Here is a 17,128-nt window from a genome sequence, read left to right as displayed (position 1 = left end):
GAAGGCCTCTTCGTTCCCAACGTAGCCTACGGACGCGGGCCGCCGCAGTATCTCCGGGCGTTGCCGGTATCCCTCGGGGTTTAGGGAAATTTGGGACAATTGTTACCCCTGCGCAGGTTGTTTTGTGCTACATCGACAGTACGATGGGCACGTTCCAGTCACTTCTGACACCTGGGGGAAAACCTTGAGCTATCCGCAATACCCGTCGCAGCAGCCTTATCCGTCGCAGCAGTACCCGTCCTAGCAGTCTTGGCCAGGCGGGGAACCTCCGCTCTGGGCCCCTTACTACGGCGCGCCGTTCCCGGCGGCAGTCAAACGCTTCTTCAAGAAGTATGCGGCTTTCTCCGGCAGGGCCAGCCGGAGCGAATACTGGTGGTGGACGCTCGTATCCGTGATCGTCAGCATCATTTTGAACATCATCGTCAACACAGGCATGGTCGCGTCCACGTCGTCCTACAGCAGCACCCCGCAGTTGGGTCCTGGTTCAGTGTTCGGCCTGATTCTGCTCATTATCTGGGGCCTGGCCACCATCGTTCCGTCGCTGGCACTGACGGTGCGCCGCCTGCACGACAGCAATAAGAGTGGCTGGCTGATCCTGCTAGGACTGATCCCGTTCGCCGGAGCAATCATCCTCCTGGTCTTCACCCTTTTGGGTCCGGACCCGGCCGGGCAGCGGTTCGACCAGCCCACGCAGTAACAATTACGCAGCCCGTCCCGACAAGGGACAGGGCGGGGGAAGAGGGGAAGACCACTACGGTCTTCCCCTCTTTCATGTCCTGCAGTGCAGCCGTTTCCTGCCCCGGCGCTGGTAGTTGGCGACGCGAGGTGAATTAAGTGGCTGGTGCTGTGGCTTTCTTTTCAAGGGACTGCGCCATTTTCTGGAGTTTGGCACCGTAGCCGCCGTTTAGGGCAGTGTCCTTGATCTTGCCGGCCTGGCCATCCACTTCTACCGCGGAGGCGTTCTTGAGTGCCGTCAGGTCAGCCTGCAGGTTCGTTGGGAGCTTGGCGAGCAGCTTGGGATGGCTGATCAGTTGGTCGGCGATTTTCTGGAGTCCGGCACCGGGCGTCGCCGAGGTAAACGCCTTCCGCAGCTCCTGGCGGAGGCCTGCCATCGCCGTCGCTGTCTTTTCGAATGCCTGGGCGCGCTGTTGAATTTCGGTACCGTACCCACCGGAGAGGGCGGTGGTTTTGATCTTGTAAGCGTCCTTCACCCGGTCAGCGGCGGGTGCGTCCTTGAGCGTCGTTACATCTGCCTGCAGGGATGCCGGGAGTTTCGCGAACAGCCTGGGGTGCGCCACGAGGGTGGCGGCAGCTTTCGCTGCCCGGTCACCGGCGGACTGGGGACTGTCAGCCTGCAGATTCAGAAAGGCTTTGAGGCCACCGGTTCCCTGGCCTGCCTTGGCTGCGCCATTAGCACCGGTGGACGGGGCCGCCGTCGAGATCGGCGACGGCGTGGGGGCGGCCGATGCGGTCGCGATGCCTGCCGCGGCCATGGCACCGGCGGCGAGAACGGCTGCCGCTCCAACGCCAACGCGTGTCTTCAATGATGGCATAGATGGCTTTGCCACGCTTGTCCTTCCAATTGCCCTGCATCCCCCGTGGGGCCGCCCTTGGCCCATGACATTCCAACTCTACGAGTGAAGTCTTGAAACAGCCTGAATGCCTGACCTGGGGCCGCATCAGTTCAGGGAAGCACGCCACGCCGGGGGCCGAAAGGGCGCCGGGGAACAGAAAAGGCGCGCCCCGTTCGCTGAGCGCGCCCTTCCTAAAAGAAACTGTTAGTGCTTGAAGGCGTCCTTGACCTTTTCTCCGGCCTGCTTCAAATCACCCTTGGCCTGGTCTGCCTGGCCTTCGGTCCGCAGGCTCTCATCGCCCGTGGCCGTGCCCGCGGCTTCCTTGGCCTTGCCGCCTGCCTTCTCGGCAGCGTTATCAATCTTGTCGCCCAGTCCCATGGTGTTTCCTCCTCTGGTTGGTAGCCGTTCGCATTCGGCCACATTCATCATAAGCATGCTTAGGATCCCGTTAGCAAGCTCCGGCTGAGGTTTGGAGGCTACACCCCTGCCGGGAAAGTGAACGTGACAGGGAGCGTGGCAGGGGCCGCGCCGTGGAACAAGACGACCTCGTCGTGGGCTTTCAAGACCACATCGGCGATTTTCCCGTCCTGCCGGGCACCGTTGACGGCCGCACTCCAGCCGTCCTGGGCCGAATGCGCCGCGCCGGGTGTCGGGTCGGTTCCGTCCAGGACACCCCATTCGGTGAGGAACTGCCCGAGGGTGTAGGTGGCGCCGGCGGTGGGTGCTTCAATGTGAATGATCCCGGATTCGTCATGGCTGTGCAGTGCCGAGATGCCGTTAGGCCGGCCGGAATCGTCAAAGCTGAAGCCGATGTCTGCGGGCACGGTGACCGGCTTACCGTCCACGAAAACATCCAGGTGGGCGTGGAAGTGTTCGGCGGCGCCTTCGGCGTTGAGGACCTGCAGCCCGGCGGCTTTGATCCGGTCCCCACCGCTCCTTGGCTTCAGTTCCCAGCCGGTGGACGCTGCGGAGGAAGACCCCGGGGCGGCTGATGCAGGTGAGGCCGTTGTGCCGGCCGTGGGCACCGCGGTGCCAGGGCCGGGGGTGACGGACGCCGAGCATCCAGCGACTGCCAGCGTGATACCGGCAAGGACAGCGCTGAACGTGAGCTGATTTTTCAACGGAGACTACTTTCGATCAGGAACGGATACCCCGCTCAGGTGTGCGGAACCCGGGGTTCCAGCCTTCACCCGGTTACAGTCCGGGCACGGCAGCATCGCTGGCCGACGCCCCGCCAATCCAGGACTGGGCCGACGAACAACCGCATGGGCGGGACAGGAGCTCGCTTGGGCGAGGAAAGAAAAAAACCCCTGAAATCCTTGGATTTCAGGGGTTTTCCCTTGTGCGCGGAGGGGGACTTGAACCCCCACCCCCTTTCGAGGACTAGCACCTCAAGCTAGCGCGTCTGCCATTCCGCCACCCGCGCAGGTGGTATTTCGGGAAGCCGTCCCGCCTTTCAGCGTTTCGCGCCTCTCCGAAGCAGCGAGAAAAACTCTAACATGACTTTTCGGGAACAACGAATCGGGCCGAATGGGTAGGCTGAGGACAGCGATTCAGCTCGTGCCACCCAGTCATTCCCTACCAAGGAGATACCAATGCCTGACGTCCTGCCCGAGGATGAAGTTGTCCGGATCTGCCAGGAACTCATTCGGATCGACACGTCCAACTACGGCGACGGGTCCGGGCCGGGGGAACGGGCGGCCGCTGAATATACCGCAGGGCTGATCGAGGAAGTGGGACTCGACGCGGAGATCTTCGAATCGGCCCCCGGCCGCGCCAGTGTGGTGACCCGGATGGCGGGGGAGGACCCTTCCGCCAGCGCCTTGGTCGTGCACGGCCACCTGGACGTCGTCCCTGCCCTGCGTGACCAATGGTCCGTGGACCCGTTTGGTGCGGAACTGAAGGACGGCCTGATCTGGGGACGCGGCGCCGTCGACATGAAAGACATGGATGCCATGATCCTCTCCGTCATGCGCAGCTTCGCCAGGGACGGCAGGAAACCCAAGCGGGACATCATCTTCGCGTTCTTCGCGGATGAGGAAGCCGGAGGCGTCTATGGCGCCCGCTACGCGGTGGACAACCGTCCCGAACTGTTCGAGGGCGCAACGGAGGCAATCTCCGAGGTGGGCGGCTTCTCCGCCACCATCGGCGGCCAGCGCACCTACCTGCTGCAGACCGCCGAGAAAGGCATCTCCTGGCTTCGGCTGGTGGCTCATGGCAGGGCCGGCCACGGCTCGCAAATCAACTCGGACAACGCGATCACCCGCCTGGCCGCCGCGGTCACGCGCATCGGTGAATACAAGTGGCCCATCGAACTCACCCCCACCACCCGCCAGTTCCTTGACGGCGTGACCGAACTCACCGGAGTGGAGTTCGACGCCGACAATCCGGACCTCCTGCTGGACCAGCTTGGCACCGTGGCCCGCTTCGTCGGCGCCACCCTGCAGAACACCACCAACCCCACCCTCCTGAAGGGCGGTTACAAGCACAACGTGATTCCCGAGTCGGCCGAAGCCCTGGTTGACTGCCGCACGCTGCCCGGGCAGGAGCAGCAGGTCCTGGAAATTGTCCGCGAACTCGCTGGCACCGGCGTCGATGTCAGCTATGTCCACAATGACGTCTCGCTGGAGGTCCCGTTTGCCGGCAACCTGGTGGATTCCATGATCGATGCCCTCCACAAGGAAGATCCGGGCGCCAAGGTACTGCCGTACACGCTGTCCGGCGGCACAGACAATAAGTCGCTCAGCCGGCTGGGCATCACCGGCTACGGTTTTGCCCCGCTGATGCTTCCGGACGAACTCGACTTCACCGGCATGTTCCACGGCGTCGACGAGCGGGTCCCCGCGGATTCTCTCAAATTCGGCGCCCGCGTGCTGAACACCCTGCTGACCAAACTACTGAGGGGTGCCGGCTGTGACTCCAGAAGAACTGCTCCCGGATGCGCTCCTGGAACGCATCCGGGGCCGCGCCGCCGGCTACGACAGGGACAACGTCTTCTTCCACGAGGACCTTCAGGAGTTGGCGGCTGCGGGCTACCTGAAGCTTTTCGTGCCGGCGTCCGACGGCGGCGCGGGCTTTGGGCTCCAAGCGGCGGCGCAGTGCCAGCGCAGGCTGGCAACAGCTGCGCCGGCCACGGCACTTGCGGTCAACATGCACCTGGTCTGGACCGGCGTCGCGCACGTCCTGGCCGCCCGGGACGACGACTCGCTGGCGTTCGTCCTCAAGGAAACCGCACACGGAGAGATCTTCGCCTTTGGCAACTCCGAGGCAGGCAACGACTCCGTCCTCTTCGACTCACGGACCATGGCGATGCCGGGACCTGACGGCGGATACACGTTCACCGGCACCAAAATCTTCACCAGCCTGTCGCCGGCCTGGACCCGGCTCGGAATCTTCGGCAAGGACCCCATGGCCAGGGACGGCGCGGGGGAGCTCGTCCACGGCTTCATCAGCCGCGAATCCCCGGGCTACCGTATCCTGGACGATTGGGACACGCTGGGCATGCGGGCCAGCCAGTCCAACACCACCGTACTGGAGGGTGCGGCCGTCCCCGCCGGTAGGATCTTCCGCAAGCTGCCCGTGGGACCCAACGCTGACCCCCTGATCTTCGCGATCTTCGCCTGCTTCGAAACGCTCCTCGCCGCCGTCTACACGGGACTGGGCGAGCGTGCCCTGGCCGTGGGCGTGGAGACTGCCAAGCGGCGCACGTCCTTCAAGAACGGCGGCCGCAGCTACGCCCAGGACCCGGACATTCGATGGAAGGTTGCGGAGGCCGCCATGGCCATGGACAACCTGTACCCCCAGCTCAATTCCGTGGCTGGCGATGTCGACAGCTTGGCCGATCATGGGGCCCAATGGTTCCCCAAGCTGGTGGGCCTGAAGGTAAATGCCACCGAAACTGCCCGGCGGGTGGTGGACCTCGCCATCCGCGTCAGCGGCGGATCCAGCTATTTCAGGGGCTCCGAGCTGGAGCGGCTGTACCGGGACGTACTCGCCGGAATGTTCCACCCCTCCGATGACGAGTCAGCCCACAACACGGTGGCCAACGCCTGGCTTGGCCCCTTGGAGGACTAGGCGGGCCGCCGGGCGCCCGCCCTACGCGGTGCCCCCTACACGGTGCGCTGGACCTGCATCACCCGGCGTCGCAGCCAAAAACGCCTGCCGCCGCCCACGTAGAGCTTGCTGCGTTCCAATTCCCACTTGCCGTACTCGGAGTGCTCCACCAGGAGGCGCCGTGCCTCCGGCAGGGAATCCTCAGGGCTGATCGTCAGTACGAGGTACTCGTACTGACGCAAATAATCCCGCTCCCGCTGGACCGAGCTGGTGAGAAATTGTTCCTTCATTTGCTCTCCATTTTCGTCCTTTTCCGGCTAACGTGAAGTCATGAGCATCGATCCGCGTGTCGCGCTTTCGTCCCTGACCACCGCTTTGGAAGAACACCTTATAGCAGCATCGAACCGGCGCGGGGACGGTGACCCCTCCGTGGAGGCAGCCTTTTTTGCAGTGGCAGATGCCTTCGAAGTTTATGAGGACGCACTCTATGAGGCCTACAACGAAGTAACCCCGTTGCAGGTATTCGACGATGAGGACAATGAAGAGGAAGCCGACGTGGACGAAGACGAAGACCTGGAGATCGTCGACGAATAGCGCAGGATCCAAGCCTTCCGAGCCCGCTGCAGACCCCTCAAGGCCTAGGCGGAAACGTCTTCCAGGGCCCGTGCGATCTGGGGCGGCAGGGGTGAGAGCTGTGCGTCGAGGATTTCCTTCAACTGCACATTCGTGCGGGCCCCCACAACAACCGTGGCTACGCCGTGCTGTGAGAGCAGCCACGACAACGAGACATCGTGCGGCGTACGTCCCAAGCCATTGGCTGCCATGCACACCGCGTCCACGACCCGGGACGGCTTCTCCTCCAGGTAAGGCTCCACATAATCAGCTTCGCCGGCCGAGGCGCCGCGCGAACCGGCGGGAATGCTGCCCCGGTACTTACCCGTAAGCACCCCCCTGCCCAACGGACCCCAAGCCATCAGGCCCAGCCCTGCGTCCTCAAGGGCAGGCATCAATTCGGCTTCCGCCGACCGGTTAAGGAACGAGTACTCCGCTTGGGCGGCCACAAGCGGAACGGGACTGGTCGCGGCAGCTTTGGCCGCCTGCCAGCCCGTGAAATTGGAGATTCCGGCGTACCTGGCGCGCCCGGACCGGACGGCGAACTCCAGCGCGGCCAGCGTCTCCTCGAGGGGAACGTTCCCATCCCAAGCTTCGGCGAACCAAAGGTCCACGTAATCCGTGCCCAACCTGGCCAGGCTTGCGTCCAGTCCGGTGAGCATCGCATTGCGTGAGGTGTCCACGGCACGGCGGCCATCCGGCGTCGTCATTCCCGCTTTGGTGGAAATGGAAATCTCCGTGCGGGACACCACGTCGCCCAGGAGCGAGCCGAGGACCGCTTCGGAGCCCCCGCCGGCGTACGACGCCGAGGTGTCCACATGCCGGCCGCCCGCGTTAAGGAAGGCACGCAGCAACTCCGAAGCGTCCTGCTCGTCAGTTTCCCCACCCCAGGACCGGGTACCCAGGGAAAGGGCTGAAACTCGCAATCCACTGTTGCCGACGTAACGCTGCTGCATAGCAGCAAGCTTACGGGCAGAAGCACCGCCGCCATGCCGTAGGGTCTTAGCGTGAACTGGTTTGAAGCGGCCCTGCTGGGCCTAGTGCAGGGACTGACCGAATTTCTACCGATTTCATCGAGCGCACACCTGCGGATCGTGGGGGAGTTCCTCCCCAACGCACAGGATCCGGGTGCCGCGTTCACGGCGATCACCCAGCTGGGCACCGAAACAGCCGTTCTGATCTACTTCTGGCGTGACATTGTCCGCATCGTCAAAGCCTGGGCGGGCTCCCTGGGCGGCAAAGTGCCGCGGCAGGACCCTGACGCCCGCATGGGCTGGCTGGTGATCCTGGGCAGCATCCCCATCATCGTCCTGGGCCTGCTCTTCCAGGACCAGATCGAGTCGGTGCTCCGCAGCATGTGGATCGTCGCCACCATGCTGATCGTCTTCGGCCTCATCCTCGCCGTCGCGGACGCCATCGGCGCCCAGAAGCGGGACCTGACCCACCTGACCTATAAGCACGGCATCCTCTACGGCCTGGCGCAGGCCATGGCCTTGATTCCGGGCGTGTCCCGCTCAGGCGGTACCATCACCGCCGGCCTCCTGATGGGCTATACCCGTGAGGCCGCGGCCCGGTATTCCTTCCTGCTCGCCATCCCGGCTGTCTTCGGCAGCGGGCTGTACCAGCTCTACAAAGTGGTCACCAAGGAGGGCATAACGGGCCCGTTCGGGCTGCCGGAGACCGCGCTGGCCACCGTGATCGCACTGGTTGTGGGGTACGTGATCATCGGCTGGTTCCTGAAGTTCGTCTCCACGCGCAGCTACAGGCTCTTCGTCTGGTACCGGATCTTCCTGGGCCTGGCCCTCTACCTCCTGCTCGGTTTCAACGTCATCAGCGCCTAGGACTAGGCTTTACCTGTGAAATCCTGGACTTCCCGCCCCGTTCCTGCCCTGCCCGGAAACATGGCCGCCATCCGGCTGTTCGACACCGCGGCAGGCCGCGAAGTGGCCCTTGAGCCGGACAGCAGGCCCTCCATGTACGTCTGCGGCATCACTCCCTACGACGCAACCCACATGGGTCACGCCGCCAGCTATGTCGCATTCGACCTGCTGAACCGTGCATGGCGCGACGCCGGCAGTGAGGTGTCCTACGTCCAGAACGTCACCGACGTGGACGACCCCCTGCTCGAGCGCGCCACCGGCACCGGAGTGGACTGGCGCGACCTCGCCGCCGAACAGGTGGAGCTGTTCCAGACCGACATGGAAGCCCTCAACGTCCTTGCGCCCGACCACTACGTGGGCGCCGTCGAGTCCATCGGGCTGATCGTGCCGGAAGTGGAGCGGCTGGTCAGCATGGGGCTGGCCTACAAGGTAAACGGCACCAACGGCGAACCTGACGGAGATGTCTATTACGACGTCGAGGCAGCAGGAAAGCAGTCAACGGCACCTGACGCCTGGGCGCTGGGAGCCATTTCCCACCTGGGCGAAAGCGCCATGCTGGAGCTTTTCGCCGAACGCGGCGGCGACCCGGGGCGCGCCGGAAAGCGGCAGGCGCTGGACCCGCTGCTGTGGCGGGTGAAACGGGAAGGCGAACCTAGCTGGCCCGGCGGAAGCCTCGGCCCGGGCCGGCCAGGCTGGCACATCGAATGCACCGTCATCGCGCAGAAGTACCTGCCGTCACCCTTCACCGTGCAGGGCGGCGGCTCGGACCTGATCTTCCCGCACCACGAAATGGGTGCCGGGCACGCCTACTCGCTGGCAGGAGTCCCGCTGGCAAAGCACTACGCCCATGCCGGCATGGTAGGGCTCGACGGCGAGAAGATGAGCAAGTCCAAGGGCAACCTGGTGCTGGTTTCCAAGCTCCGCGCCGCGGGGGAGGACCCGTCCGCCATCCGGCTGGCCATCCTGTCCCACCACTACCGTTCGGACTGGTCCTGGACGGACGAAGGGTTCGCCGCGGCCAAGACAGACCTTGCGGCCTGGCGGAAGGCCCTGCAGCATGCGCCCGAGGGTTCAGGCATGGCGCTGCTGGCCGGCATGCGCGAAGCGCTTGCAGCGGACCTCAACGCGCCGGCAGCGGTTGCCGCGGTTTCCCGGTGGGCACGGTCGGCGTGCGACGCCGGTGCTGCCGCCAGCGCCGGTGACGCCGCACTGGTCAAGAACGCGGTGGACGCCCTCCTGGGCATCCGGCTCTAAAGGCTTCCGCTTCAGGCGGCAAAGAAGAGGGCGTGGCCCGGATTTCTCCGGGCCAGGCCCTCTTGCGTTACGCGGGTTCAGCCCCTGTCCTGGCCCCGCCGTTTCAAGTACCGCTCAAATTCCCGGGCAATGGACTCGCCGCTCGCTTCGGGCAGATCGGCCGTGTCCTTGGCTTCCTCCAACTGGCGCACGTAGGCGGCGATCTCCGGATCCTCCGTGGCCAACTCGTCCACGCCGCGCTCCCACGCGTCTGCCTCCTCAGCCAGTTCATGGGTATCCAGTGGCACCTGCAGGAGTTCCTCGATCCGGTGCAGGAGGGCCAGCTGGGCTTTGGGGGAGGGTGCCTGTGCCACGTAGTGCGGCACGGCAGCCCACAACGACACGGTGGGAATTCCGGCCAACAGCGCCACCTCGGACAGTACGCCGACAATGCCCACGGGCCCTTCGTACTGGGAAGCCTCCAGGTTCATCCGCTCCCGGAGCGGAGCATCGTCGGAGGATGTGCTGACGGGAATCGGGCGGCTGTGCGGGACATCCGCCAGGAGTGCGCCCACCAGGACGACGTAATCCACGTGCAACGCCTCGGCATGGACCAGCAGTTCCGCGGTGTAGGCGCGCCATTTATAGGATGGCTCGGTGCCCTGCACAAAGATGACATCCACATTGGAGTTGGGCGCACTGGCTTTGTAGATCCGGGTGGCAGGCCACTTGATCTTGCGTTCGCCCGCTGCGTTCCGGCGGACGGTGGGGCGCGTGAACTGGAAATCGTAGTACTCGTCAGCATCGATGGATGCGACTTTCTTGCCACCCCACAATTTGTTCAGGTAGCGCAACGAATCGCTGGCCGCTTCTCCGGCGTCGTTCCACCCTTCAAAGGCGGCAAGCATGACCGTTACGCGCTGTCCGTCAGCCACTGGCTGCAGGAACCGTTCCCGCTCGGGTCCGGCACCCTCTTCGGCGGTGTCTCCCTCGAAGCTATTCATTTCTTCACCCTACGTCCAAGGTGCTTGGTCGTGCAGGGATTGAAGCGCCGCAAATCCCCGTAAACCCGTCCTTGTGGCACCCCGGCCTCGTCATATTCGCCCAAGGCGTAGCCCACAGCCTCCGCCCAGCCATGCCCCGTAGACTGGCTGTATGTCAATACCTGCCGCCAGTTCACCGCTCAAAGCCGTCCTGTGGGACATGGACGGGACCATCGTGGATACCGAGCCGTACTGGATCGCCGCAGAGCGGGCACTGGTGGAAGCCCACGGCGGCACCTGGAGCCACCAGCAGGCAATGCAGCTGGTTGGCCAATCACTGACCTTCTCTGCCGGACTGCTGCAGCAGGCCGGTGTCCAAATGGAGATCCGCGAGATCATTGACACCCTGACGGCCCAAGTGATCAGCAGCGTCCAGCAGCAGGTGCCATGGCGGCCCGGCGCCCGTGAGCTCCTGGAAGAGCTTCACCAAGCCGGGGTCCGGTGCGCATTGGTCACCATGTCCGAGGGCCCGCTGGCACGCGAGGTGGTGGCCAACCTTCCCAGGCCCTACTTCGAAGTGCTGGTGACCGGTGACACCGTTTCCGAGGGCAAGCCGCATCCGGAGGCATACCTGACGGCGGTGGAGTTGTTGCAGGAAAACGACCCCGGGCTCCGCATCCACCATTGCGTGGCGCTGGAGGATTCCGTGCCGGGGGTGGCTGCAGCGGTTGCCTCGGGGGTCGCAACGGTGGCAGTGCCGCACATCGTTCCCCTGCCCCACCATGAGAGCTACGAACTGTGGGACTCCCTGGCCGGCCGTTCCCTGGTGGAGCTGGAAGCCCTGCTGGTGGGCGCGGGTTCCGAAATCCCTGCGGCGGCCGGTTTGGGTGATCCCCGTGGCTGAACACAGCACCAAGCCCGGCACCGGCCAGGGGGCGCCCGGACGGCGCGAAGGGATTCCGCTGGGACGCATTGCCGGCGTGCCCGTGGTTCTCGCCTACTCGTGGTTCGTCATTGCAGCCTTCACAGTGATCGTTTACGGGCCGGTCCTGGCACGAAACAACCCCATGCTGGGCGCCAGCGCCTATGTCGTGGCTTTCGCCTACGCCGTGCTGCTGTTGATCTCGGTGCTTGTGCACGAACTCGCCCACGCCTTAACCGCGAAAATCTACGGCTGGCCCACCCAGAAGATCGTCCTGAACCTCTGGGGCGGCCACACCCAGTTCGAGAGCTTTACGGCTTCGCCCGGACGCTCCGTGCTGGTAGCGCTTGCCGGACCGGCAGCCAACTTCGTCCTGGCCGGCGGCGCGTGGCTGGTGCTTGGCACCAACAGCCTGGGCAGCGTCGCCGAAATCCTGACAAACATCTTCATGTGGGCCAACTTCCTCATCGGTGTCTTCAACGTCCTTCCGGGCCTCCCGCTGGACGGGGGCCGGCTGGTCGAGTCCATCGTCTGGAGAGTCACCGGCAGCCAGGCGAAGGGCACGGTGGCTGCCGGCTGGGGAGGGCGGATCATTGTCCTGGCCATCGCGTACTGGTTCCTGCTTCGCCCCTTCCTCTCCGGTGACCGCCCGGACTTCAGCCTCGTCATGATCACCGTCCTTGTTGGCGGCTTCCTGTGGATGGGGGCTTCGGCATCCATCCAGCAGGGCACACTGCGCGGCAGGCTTCCACTCGTCAGCGCAGCGGCATTGTCGATGCCCGCGGCCGGCCTGCCCGCCACCGCCACCGTCCGGGACGCCCTCCGCCTCTCAGAAGGCGGGGGAAAGGCTGTTGTGGTGTGCGGATCTGACGGCCGCCCGGAAGGTGTGGTGGACCCGGACGCCCTTCGGTCCGTCCCGGTTGCCGCGGCGGATTCGACGCCGATCCACGCAGTCTCCTTCCCGCTGGCCGAGGGCGCCTACGTCCCCGAGTGGTCCAAGGGGCAGGAACTGGTGCAGTTCCTGTCGCAGGTGGAGGGCCGCCACTATGCCGTGGTGGACCACAACGGCAAGGTCACCGGACTGCTGACGCAGGAAGCTGTCCTTGCAACCATCACCGGAAAGCGGCCGCGGAACGATAGCTACCCTCAGGGCCAGAACCGGTAGAGTTACCTGCCGGTCATGCATTGCGGCCGCAGAGGCCAACGGGCGTCCAACGGGACCGTTGGACTGCGGCACAACAGGTTTACAGGAGCGAGGAAAATCATGAGCAGCGAAACTGCCGTCAACGACGCCAAGGGCGCAGCACAAGCCGGTGTTGCCGCCAGCGGCTCGCAGCCGGTGGGAGCCGCCCGTCGCCGCGGACCTTTCCGCGAGGGGGAACGCGTCCAGCTGACCGACGAACGCGGCCGGATGAACACCATCACGCTTGAGCGTGGCGGCGCCTTCCACACCCACCGCGGCTTCCTCAACCATGACGAGATCATCGGCCAGGTGGACGGCTCCGTTGTGGTGAACAACGTGGGCCAGCAGTACCAGACCCTGCGCCCGCTGCTCTCCGACTTCGTACTCTCCATGCCGCGGGGCGCCGCCGTCGTCTATCCCAAGGACGCGGGCCAGATCGTCACCATGGCGGACATCTTCCCCGGCGCCCGCGTAGTGGAAGCCGGCGTCGGCTCGGGAGCACTGTCCATCTCCCTGCTGCGTGCCGTTGGCGATTACGGCTACCTGCACTCCTTTGAGCGCCGCGAGGAGTTCGCGGACATCGCCCGCGGCAACGTTGAAACGATCTTCGGCGGTCCGCACCCTGCCTGGCAGATATCCCTCGGGGACTTCCAGGAAGAAGTGGTCCGGGCCGAGGAACCGGGCTCCGTGGACCGCGTGGTCCTGGACATGCTCGCACCTTGGGAATGCCTCGACGCCGTCGCCACCGTGCTGGCACCCGGCGGCGTATGGATCAACTACGTCGCCACGGTCACCCAGCTCTCCCGCACCGCTGAAGCGATCCGGGCCGACGGCCGCTTCACGGAGCCCGACGCGTGGGAGTCAATGGTCCGCGGCTGGCACCTCGAAGGGCTCGCCGTCCGCCCCGACCACCGCATGGTGGCCCACACAGGGTTCCTCCTGGTCACCCGGCGGCTCGCCGACGGGGTCACCGGAATCTCCGTGAAGCGCCGGCCGTCGAAGACCGAATTCAACGAAGAAGACGTCAATGCCTGGACCCCCGGGGCTGTGGGGGAGCGGGCCGTATCGGACAAGAAACTCCGCCGGGCCGCCCGGGATGCCATCGCCGGCACGAACGTCGTGGACACGCCCGAGGTTACGAACTAGTCCATATTTCGGGAGTCTCCATCCCTACCCGGCATCTTGGGACTAATGTCTTAAGAGAAGCGCAGGAAGGGGCTGATACATCATGGAGACTCCAAACCAGGACTCCGGACGTACACCGGCAGAGCAGTCTGCCGCCAACGACCTCTCGGTTGCTGACCGCCAGGTCAACATACTTCGGGACAAGCTCAGGCACATCGACCGCCAGCTCGCAGCGGCAACGCAGAACAACACCAAGCTGGTCACCATGCTCGAGACCGCGAAAGCGGAAATCCTGCGGCTCAAGAATGCCCTTGACCAGGAAGGGCAGCCGCCGTACAGCTTCGGCACCATCCTGCAGATCAACCCCAAACGGCAACCCGCCCCGGGCAGCAGCGGACAGGCCGCCACCGAGGAATCAGTGGACATCTTCAACGCCGGGCGGAAGATGCGGGTGGGCATCAGCCCGCTGGTCAACATCAACCAGCTGGCCGTCGGGCAGGAAGTGCTGCTCAACGAGGCACTCCTGATCGTCGCCGGGCTTGGTTACGAGCGGGCCGGCGAGCTGGCCACGCTGAAGGAAATGCTGGGACGCGACCGGGCCCTGGTGGTAGGCCGGGCGGACGAAGAACGCGTTGTCCGCCTGTCCGGTGCACTCCTGGCCGAGAAGCTCCGGGTTGGCGATGCCCTCTCCATCGATTCACGCACCGGGTATGCGCTGGAGAAGGTCCCCCGTTCCGAGGTGGAGAACCTGGTCCTGGAGGAAGTCCCGGACATCACCTACGAGGACATCGGCGGCCTCGGACCCCAAATCGAGCAGATCCGCGACGCCGTCGAACTGCCGTTCCTGCACCCGGACCTTTACCGTGAGCACGGGCTGAAAGCCCCCAAGGGCATCCTGCTCTACGGTCCTCCCGGTTGCGGCAAAACCCTGATCGCCAAGGCAGTGGCCAACTCCCTCGCCGCCCGGGCAGCAGAACGGTCCGGGAACGTTGACCTCAAGAGCTACTTTCTCAACATCAAGGGACCCGAACTCCTCGACAAATATGTGGGCGAGACCGAACGGCACATCCGCCTGATCTTCTCCCGCGCCAGGGAAAAGGCCTCCGACGGCAGCCCCGTGGTGGTGTTCTTCGACGAGATGGACTCGCTCTTCCGCACCCGCGGCACCGGGATTTCGTCCGACGTCGAGACCACCATCGTGCCCCAGCTCCTGAGCGAAATCGACGGTGTGGAACGACTCGACAACGTAATCGTGATCGGCGCGTCCAACCGCGAAGACATGATCGACCCCGCCATCCTCCGGCCGGGCCGGCTGGATGTGAAGGTCAAGATCCAGCGCCCGGACGCGGAAGCCGCCGCCGACATCTTCAACAAATACATCACCCCGGACCTGCCGTTCCACGAATCGGACCTGGCCGAACACAACGGTGACGTCCAGGCGACGGTTGACGCCATGGTCCAGCGCACCGTGGAAGCCATGTACTCCACGGACAAGTCCAACGAGTTCCTGGAGGTCACCTACGCCAACGGTGATACCGAGATGCTGTACTTCAAGGACTTCAACTCGGGCGCCGTGGTCCAGAACGTAGTGGACCGGGCAAAGAAATACGCCATCAAGGATTTGCTGACCGCGCACCAGAAGGGCCTGCGGATCGAGCACCTCCTGCGCGCTGTGGTGGATGAGTTCCGCGAACACGAGGACATGCCCAACACCACCAATCCCGACGACTGGGCACGGATCTCCGGGAAGAAGGGCGAACGGATCACTTACATCCGTACCATCGTCCAAGGCAAGGCCGGGCAGGAGCCCGGAAAGTCGATCGAAACCATGCCCACCACGGGACAGTATCTATGACGGGTGCACAAGGACCCGCCGTCGGGGAGGCCCTCCCCGTCGGCGGGGCCATGCGGGTCATGGGAGCGGAAACCGAATACGGCATCCATGCTCCGTCCGCACCCTCGGCCAACGCAACCATGATGAGTGCCCGCGTTGTCCAGGCCTACGCCCAGGTCACCCGGCAGCGGGCCGCCGGGGGAGCCGAAACCCGGTGGGACTATACGGACGAAGAACCCCTGCACGATGCCCGCGGCTGGACAGTGGACCGTGGGTCTGCGCATCCCAGCCAGCTGACCGACCAGCCACCAGTGCTTGATGCAGAGTCCGTAGCGTTGGCCTATGGCCGTGAGGAACTTGAGCTGGACGGCCAGGATGAATCCGGGTCCCTGTTGATGAACATGGTCCTCGGCAACGGGGCACGGCTGTACGTTGACCACGCCCACCCGGAGTACTCAAGCCCCGAGGTGACCAACCCGCGCGACGCTGTGGCCTGGGATGCCGCGGGCGACCTCGTGGCGCTGGCCGCCGTCCGCCGCCTGGCAGCGGACCCTGCCCTGCCTCCGGTGAACCTCTACAAGAACAACACTGACAACAAGTCAGTTTCCTATGGGTCGCATGAAAACTACCTCATGCCCCGCTCCGTGCCGTTTGGCGACATTGTCCGCGGGCTGACACCGTTCTTCGTCAGCCGCCAGGTGGTGTGCGGAGCCGGGAGACTGGGGATAGGACAGGACAGCTCCACGCCCGGCTTCCAGGTCAGCCAGCGGGCCGACTTTTTCGAGGCCGAAGTTGGGCTGGAAACCACAATCCGCCGCCCCATCATCAACACCAGGGATGAGCCCCACGCTACCGCTGACAAGTACCGGCGCCTGCACGTGATCATTGGAGATGCCAACCTCAGCCAGGTCTCCAACTACCTGAAGTTCGGTACCACCGCCCTGGTCCTCAGCCTGATTGAGGCCGGACTGGCGCCGAAAATTGAGGTCTACGAGCCCGTCACCGCACTCAAGACGGTCAGCCACGATACGTCGCTGACCGCGAAGCTGCGCCTGCTGGACGGCCGGCGGGTGACGGCGCTGGACCTTCAGTGGATGTACCACGAGGCCGCCGCCAAACATGCGCAGGACACCGGTGTGGGTGACGCCGTGGACGGCGACGGCCACACCCACGGGGTCCTGGAACGATGGGCCACCGTCCTGACGCAACTGGATAACGACAGGACAGCCGCCGCCGGGTCGGTGGAGTGGCTGGCAAAACTGTCCCTCCTGGACGGTTACCGCCAGCGCGACGGCTTGGAATGGAGCGATGCCCGGCTGGGCTTGGTGGATCTGCAATGGTCCGACATCAGGCCGGAAAAGGGCCTGTACTACCGCATGCTGGCCAGGGGCCGGATGCAGCGCGTGGTGGACGACGCCGCCATCGCTGCCGCCGTGGCGGAGCCCCCGCAGGATACGCGGGCGTTCTTCCGCGGAAAGTGCATCAGCAGCTTCGGCAAGGATGTCGTGGGCGCCAGCTGGGATTCGGTGATCTTCGACGTACCAGGGTACGGACGGCTTCAACGCGTGCCCACCCGCGAACCCTTGAGGGGAACCAAAGACCTGACCGGAGCGTTGTTTGAACGCTACCGGGAAGCTGGACCGTTCCTGGGAGAACTGCTGGGACACAACAGCGCTCCGCCTGCGGCGTAAACCGCGCCGGAATGCCCGTCCCGTGGCAGGATGGGGAT

General features: G+C 64.7%; 15 protein-coding genes, 1 tRNA gene and 2 pseudogenes. 11 read left to right on the top strand and 7 right to left on the bottom strand.

Annotated elements, in window-relative coordinates; translation table 11 throughout:
* The first annotated feature begins 184 nt into the window (after nt 1-184).
* Nucleotides 185-697, top strand: a pseudogene (locus QF050_RS14025) (DUF805 domain-containing protein).
* A 133-nt stretch (nt 698-830) separates the two neighbouring features.
* On the opposite strand, the gene QF050_RS14020 reads toward QF050_RS14025, so the two are convergent.
* The 4 genes from QF050_RS14020 to QF050_RS14005 all read right to left on the bottom strand — a co-directional run bounded on the left by QF050_RS14020 (nt 831) and on the right by QF050_RS14005 (nt 3,000).
* Nucleotides 831-1,568 carry a hypothetical protein gene (locus QF050_RS14020; protein WP_308930958.1) on the bottom strand — a complete coding sequence of 246 codons (738 nt, stop codon included), beginning with the start codon at nt 1,566-1,568 and terminating at the stop codon, nt 831-833.
* A gap of 210 nt (nt 1,569-1,778) precedes the next feature.
* Nucleotides 1,779-1,952 (bottom strand): CsbD family protein, encoded by a 174-nt coding sequence (locus QF050_RS14015; RefSeq protein ID WP_308930957.1) that lies wholly within the window; start codon nt 1,950-1,952, stop codon nt 1,779-1,781.
* 98 nt (nt 1,953-2,050) lie between these two features.
* Complete coding sequence (locus QF050_RS14010) at nt 2,051-2,695, bottom strand: hypothetical protein (RefSeq protein WP_308930956.1); 645 nt, start codon at nt 2,693-2,695, stop codon at nt 2,051-2,053.
* A gap of 222 nt (nt 2,696-2,917) precedes the next feature.
* Nucleotides 2,918-3,000, bottom strand: a tRNA-Leu gene (locus QF050_RS14005).
* A gap of 169 nt (nt 3,001-3,169) precedes the next feature.
* On the opposite strand from QF050_RS14005, the pseudogene QF050_RS14000 reads away from it, so the two are divergent.
* A pseudogene (locus QF050_RS14000) lies at nt 3,170-4,465 on the top strand (M20/M25/M40 family metallo-hydrolase); the annotation flags it as partial.
* A gap of 22 nt (nt 4,466-4,487) precedes the next feature.
* Nucleotides 4,488-5,648 carry an acyl-CoA dehydrogenase family protein gene (locus QF050_RS13995; protein WP_308930955.1) on the top strand — a complete coding sequence of 387 codons (1,161 nt, stop codon included), beginning with the start codon at nt 4,488-4,490 and terminating at the stop codon, nt 5,646-5,648.
* Between the two features lie 35 nt (nt 5,649-5,683).
* On the opposite strand, the gene QF050_RS13990 is transcribed toward QF050_RS13995, so the two are convergent.
* Nucleotides 5,684-5,917, bottom strand: a complete 234-nt coding sequence (locus tag QF050_RS13990) for a DUF5703 family protein (RefSeq protein WP_308930954.1) — start codon at nt 5,915-5,917, stop codon at nt 5,684-5,686.
* 40 nt (nt 5,918-5,957) lie between these two features.
* Between QF050_RS13990 and QF050_RS13985 the strand changes: the two genes are divergently transcribed.
* A complete protein-coding gene (locus QF050_RS13985; RefSeq protein ID WP_308930953.1) occupies nt 5,958-6,221 on the top strand; it encodes a hypothetical protein in 264 nt (87 codons plus the stop codon).
* Between the two features lie 44 nt (nt 6,222-6,265).
* Here the strand turns inward: QF050_RS13985 and QF050_RS13980 are convergent, their stop codons facing one another.
* Nucleotides 6,266-7,195 carry an aldo/keto reductase gene (locus QF050_RS13980; RefSeq protein ID WP_308930952.1) on the bottom strand — a complete coding sequence of 310 codons (930 nt, stop codon included), beginning with the start codon at nt 7,193-7,195 and terminating at the stop codon, nt 6,266-6,268.
* A 51-nt stretch (nt 7,196-7,246) separates the two neighbouring features.
* On the opposite strand from QF050_RS13980, the gene QF050_RS13975 reads away from it, so the two are divergent.
* Together QF050_RS13975 and mshC are read left to right on the top strand one after the other, a co-directional pair.
* A complete protein-coding gene (locus tag QF050_RS13975) occupies nt 7,247-8,080 on the top strand; it encodes an undecaprenyl-diphosphate phosphatase (RefSeq protein ID WP_308930951.1) in 834 nt (277 codons plus the stop codon).
* 15 nt (nt 8,081-8,095) lie between these two features.
* Nucleotides 8,096-9,373, top strand: coding sequence for a cysteine--1-D-myo-inosityl 2-amino-2-deoxy-alpha-D-glucopyranoside ligase (gene mshC / locus QF050_RS13970; RefSeq protein ID WP_308930950.1), 1,278 nt, complete (start codon nt 8,096-8,098; stop codon nt 9,371-9,373).
* Between the two features lie 77 nt (nt 9,374-9,450).
* On the opposite strand, the gene QF050_RS13965 is transcribed toward mshC, so the two are convergent.
* Nucleotides 9,451-10,356 carry a PAC2 family protein gene (locus QF050_RS13965; protein WP_308930949.1) on the bottom strand — a complete coding sequence of 302 codons (906 nt, stop codon included), beginning with the start codon at nt 10,354-10,356 and terminating at the stop codon, nt 9,451-9,453.
* Between the two features lie 199 nt (nt 10,357-10,555).
* On the opposite strand from QF050_RS13965, the gene QF050_RS13960 reads away from it, so the two are divergent.
* The 5 genes from QF050_RS13960 (at nt 10,556) to dop (ending at nt 17,090) form a co-directional block, all read left to right on the top strand.
* On the top strand, nt 10,556-11,239 hold the full coding sequence (locus QF050_RS13960) for an HAD family hydrolase (RefSeq protein ID WP_374121570.1): 684 nt from the start codon (nt 10,556-10,558) through the stop codon (nt 11,237-11,239).
* Nucleotides 11,232-12,422: a site-2 protease family protein gene (locus tag QF050_RS13955; RefSeq protein WP_308930947.1), complete on the top strand. Its 1,191-nt coding sequence runs from the start codon at nt 11,232-11,234 to the stop codon at nt 12,420-12,422. The genes QF050_RS13960 and QF050_RS13955 overlap by 8 nt, the downstream gene beginning before the upstream one ends.
* Nucleotides 12,423-12,521: 99 nt before the next feature.
* Complete coding sequence (locus tag QF050_RS13950; protein ID WP_308930946.1) at nt 12,522-13,586, top strand: tRNA (adenine-N1)-methyltransferase; 1,065 nt, start codon at nt 12,522-12,524, stop codon at nt 13,584-13,586.
* Between the two features lie 82 nt (nt 13,587-13,668).
* Nucleotides 13,669-15,420, top strand: a complete 1,752-nt coding sequence (gene arc, locus QF050_RS13945; RefSeq protein ID WP_308930945.1) for a proteasome ATPase — start codon at nt 13,669-13,671, stop codon at nt 15,418-15,420.
* Nucleotides 15,417-17,090, top strand: coding sequence for a depupylase/deamidase Dop (gene dop / locus QF050_RS13940; protein ID WP_308930944.1), 1,674 nt, complete (start codon nt 15,417-15,419; stop codon nt 17,088-17,090). The genes arc and dop overlap by 4 nt, the downstream gene beginning before the upstream one ends.
* The last annotated feature ends 38 nt before the right edge of the window (nt 17,091-17,128 follow it).

This window comes from Arthrobacter sp. SLBN-112, assembly GCF_030944625.1.
Lineage (GTDB): Bacteria > Actinomycetota > Actinomycetes > Actinomycetales > Micrococcaceae > Arthrobacter.
This window is presented reverse-complemented; position numbering and strand designations above follow the sequence as displayed.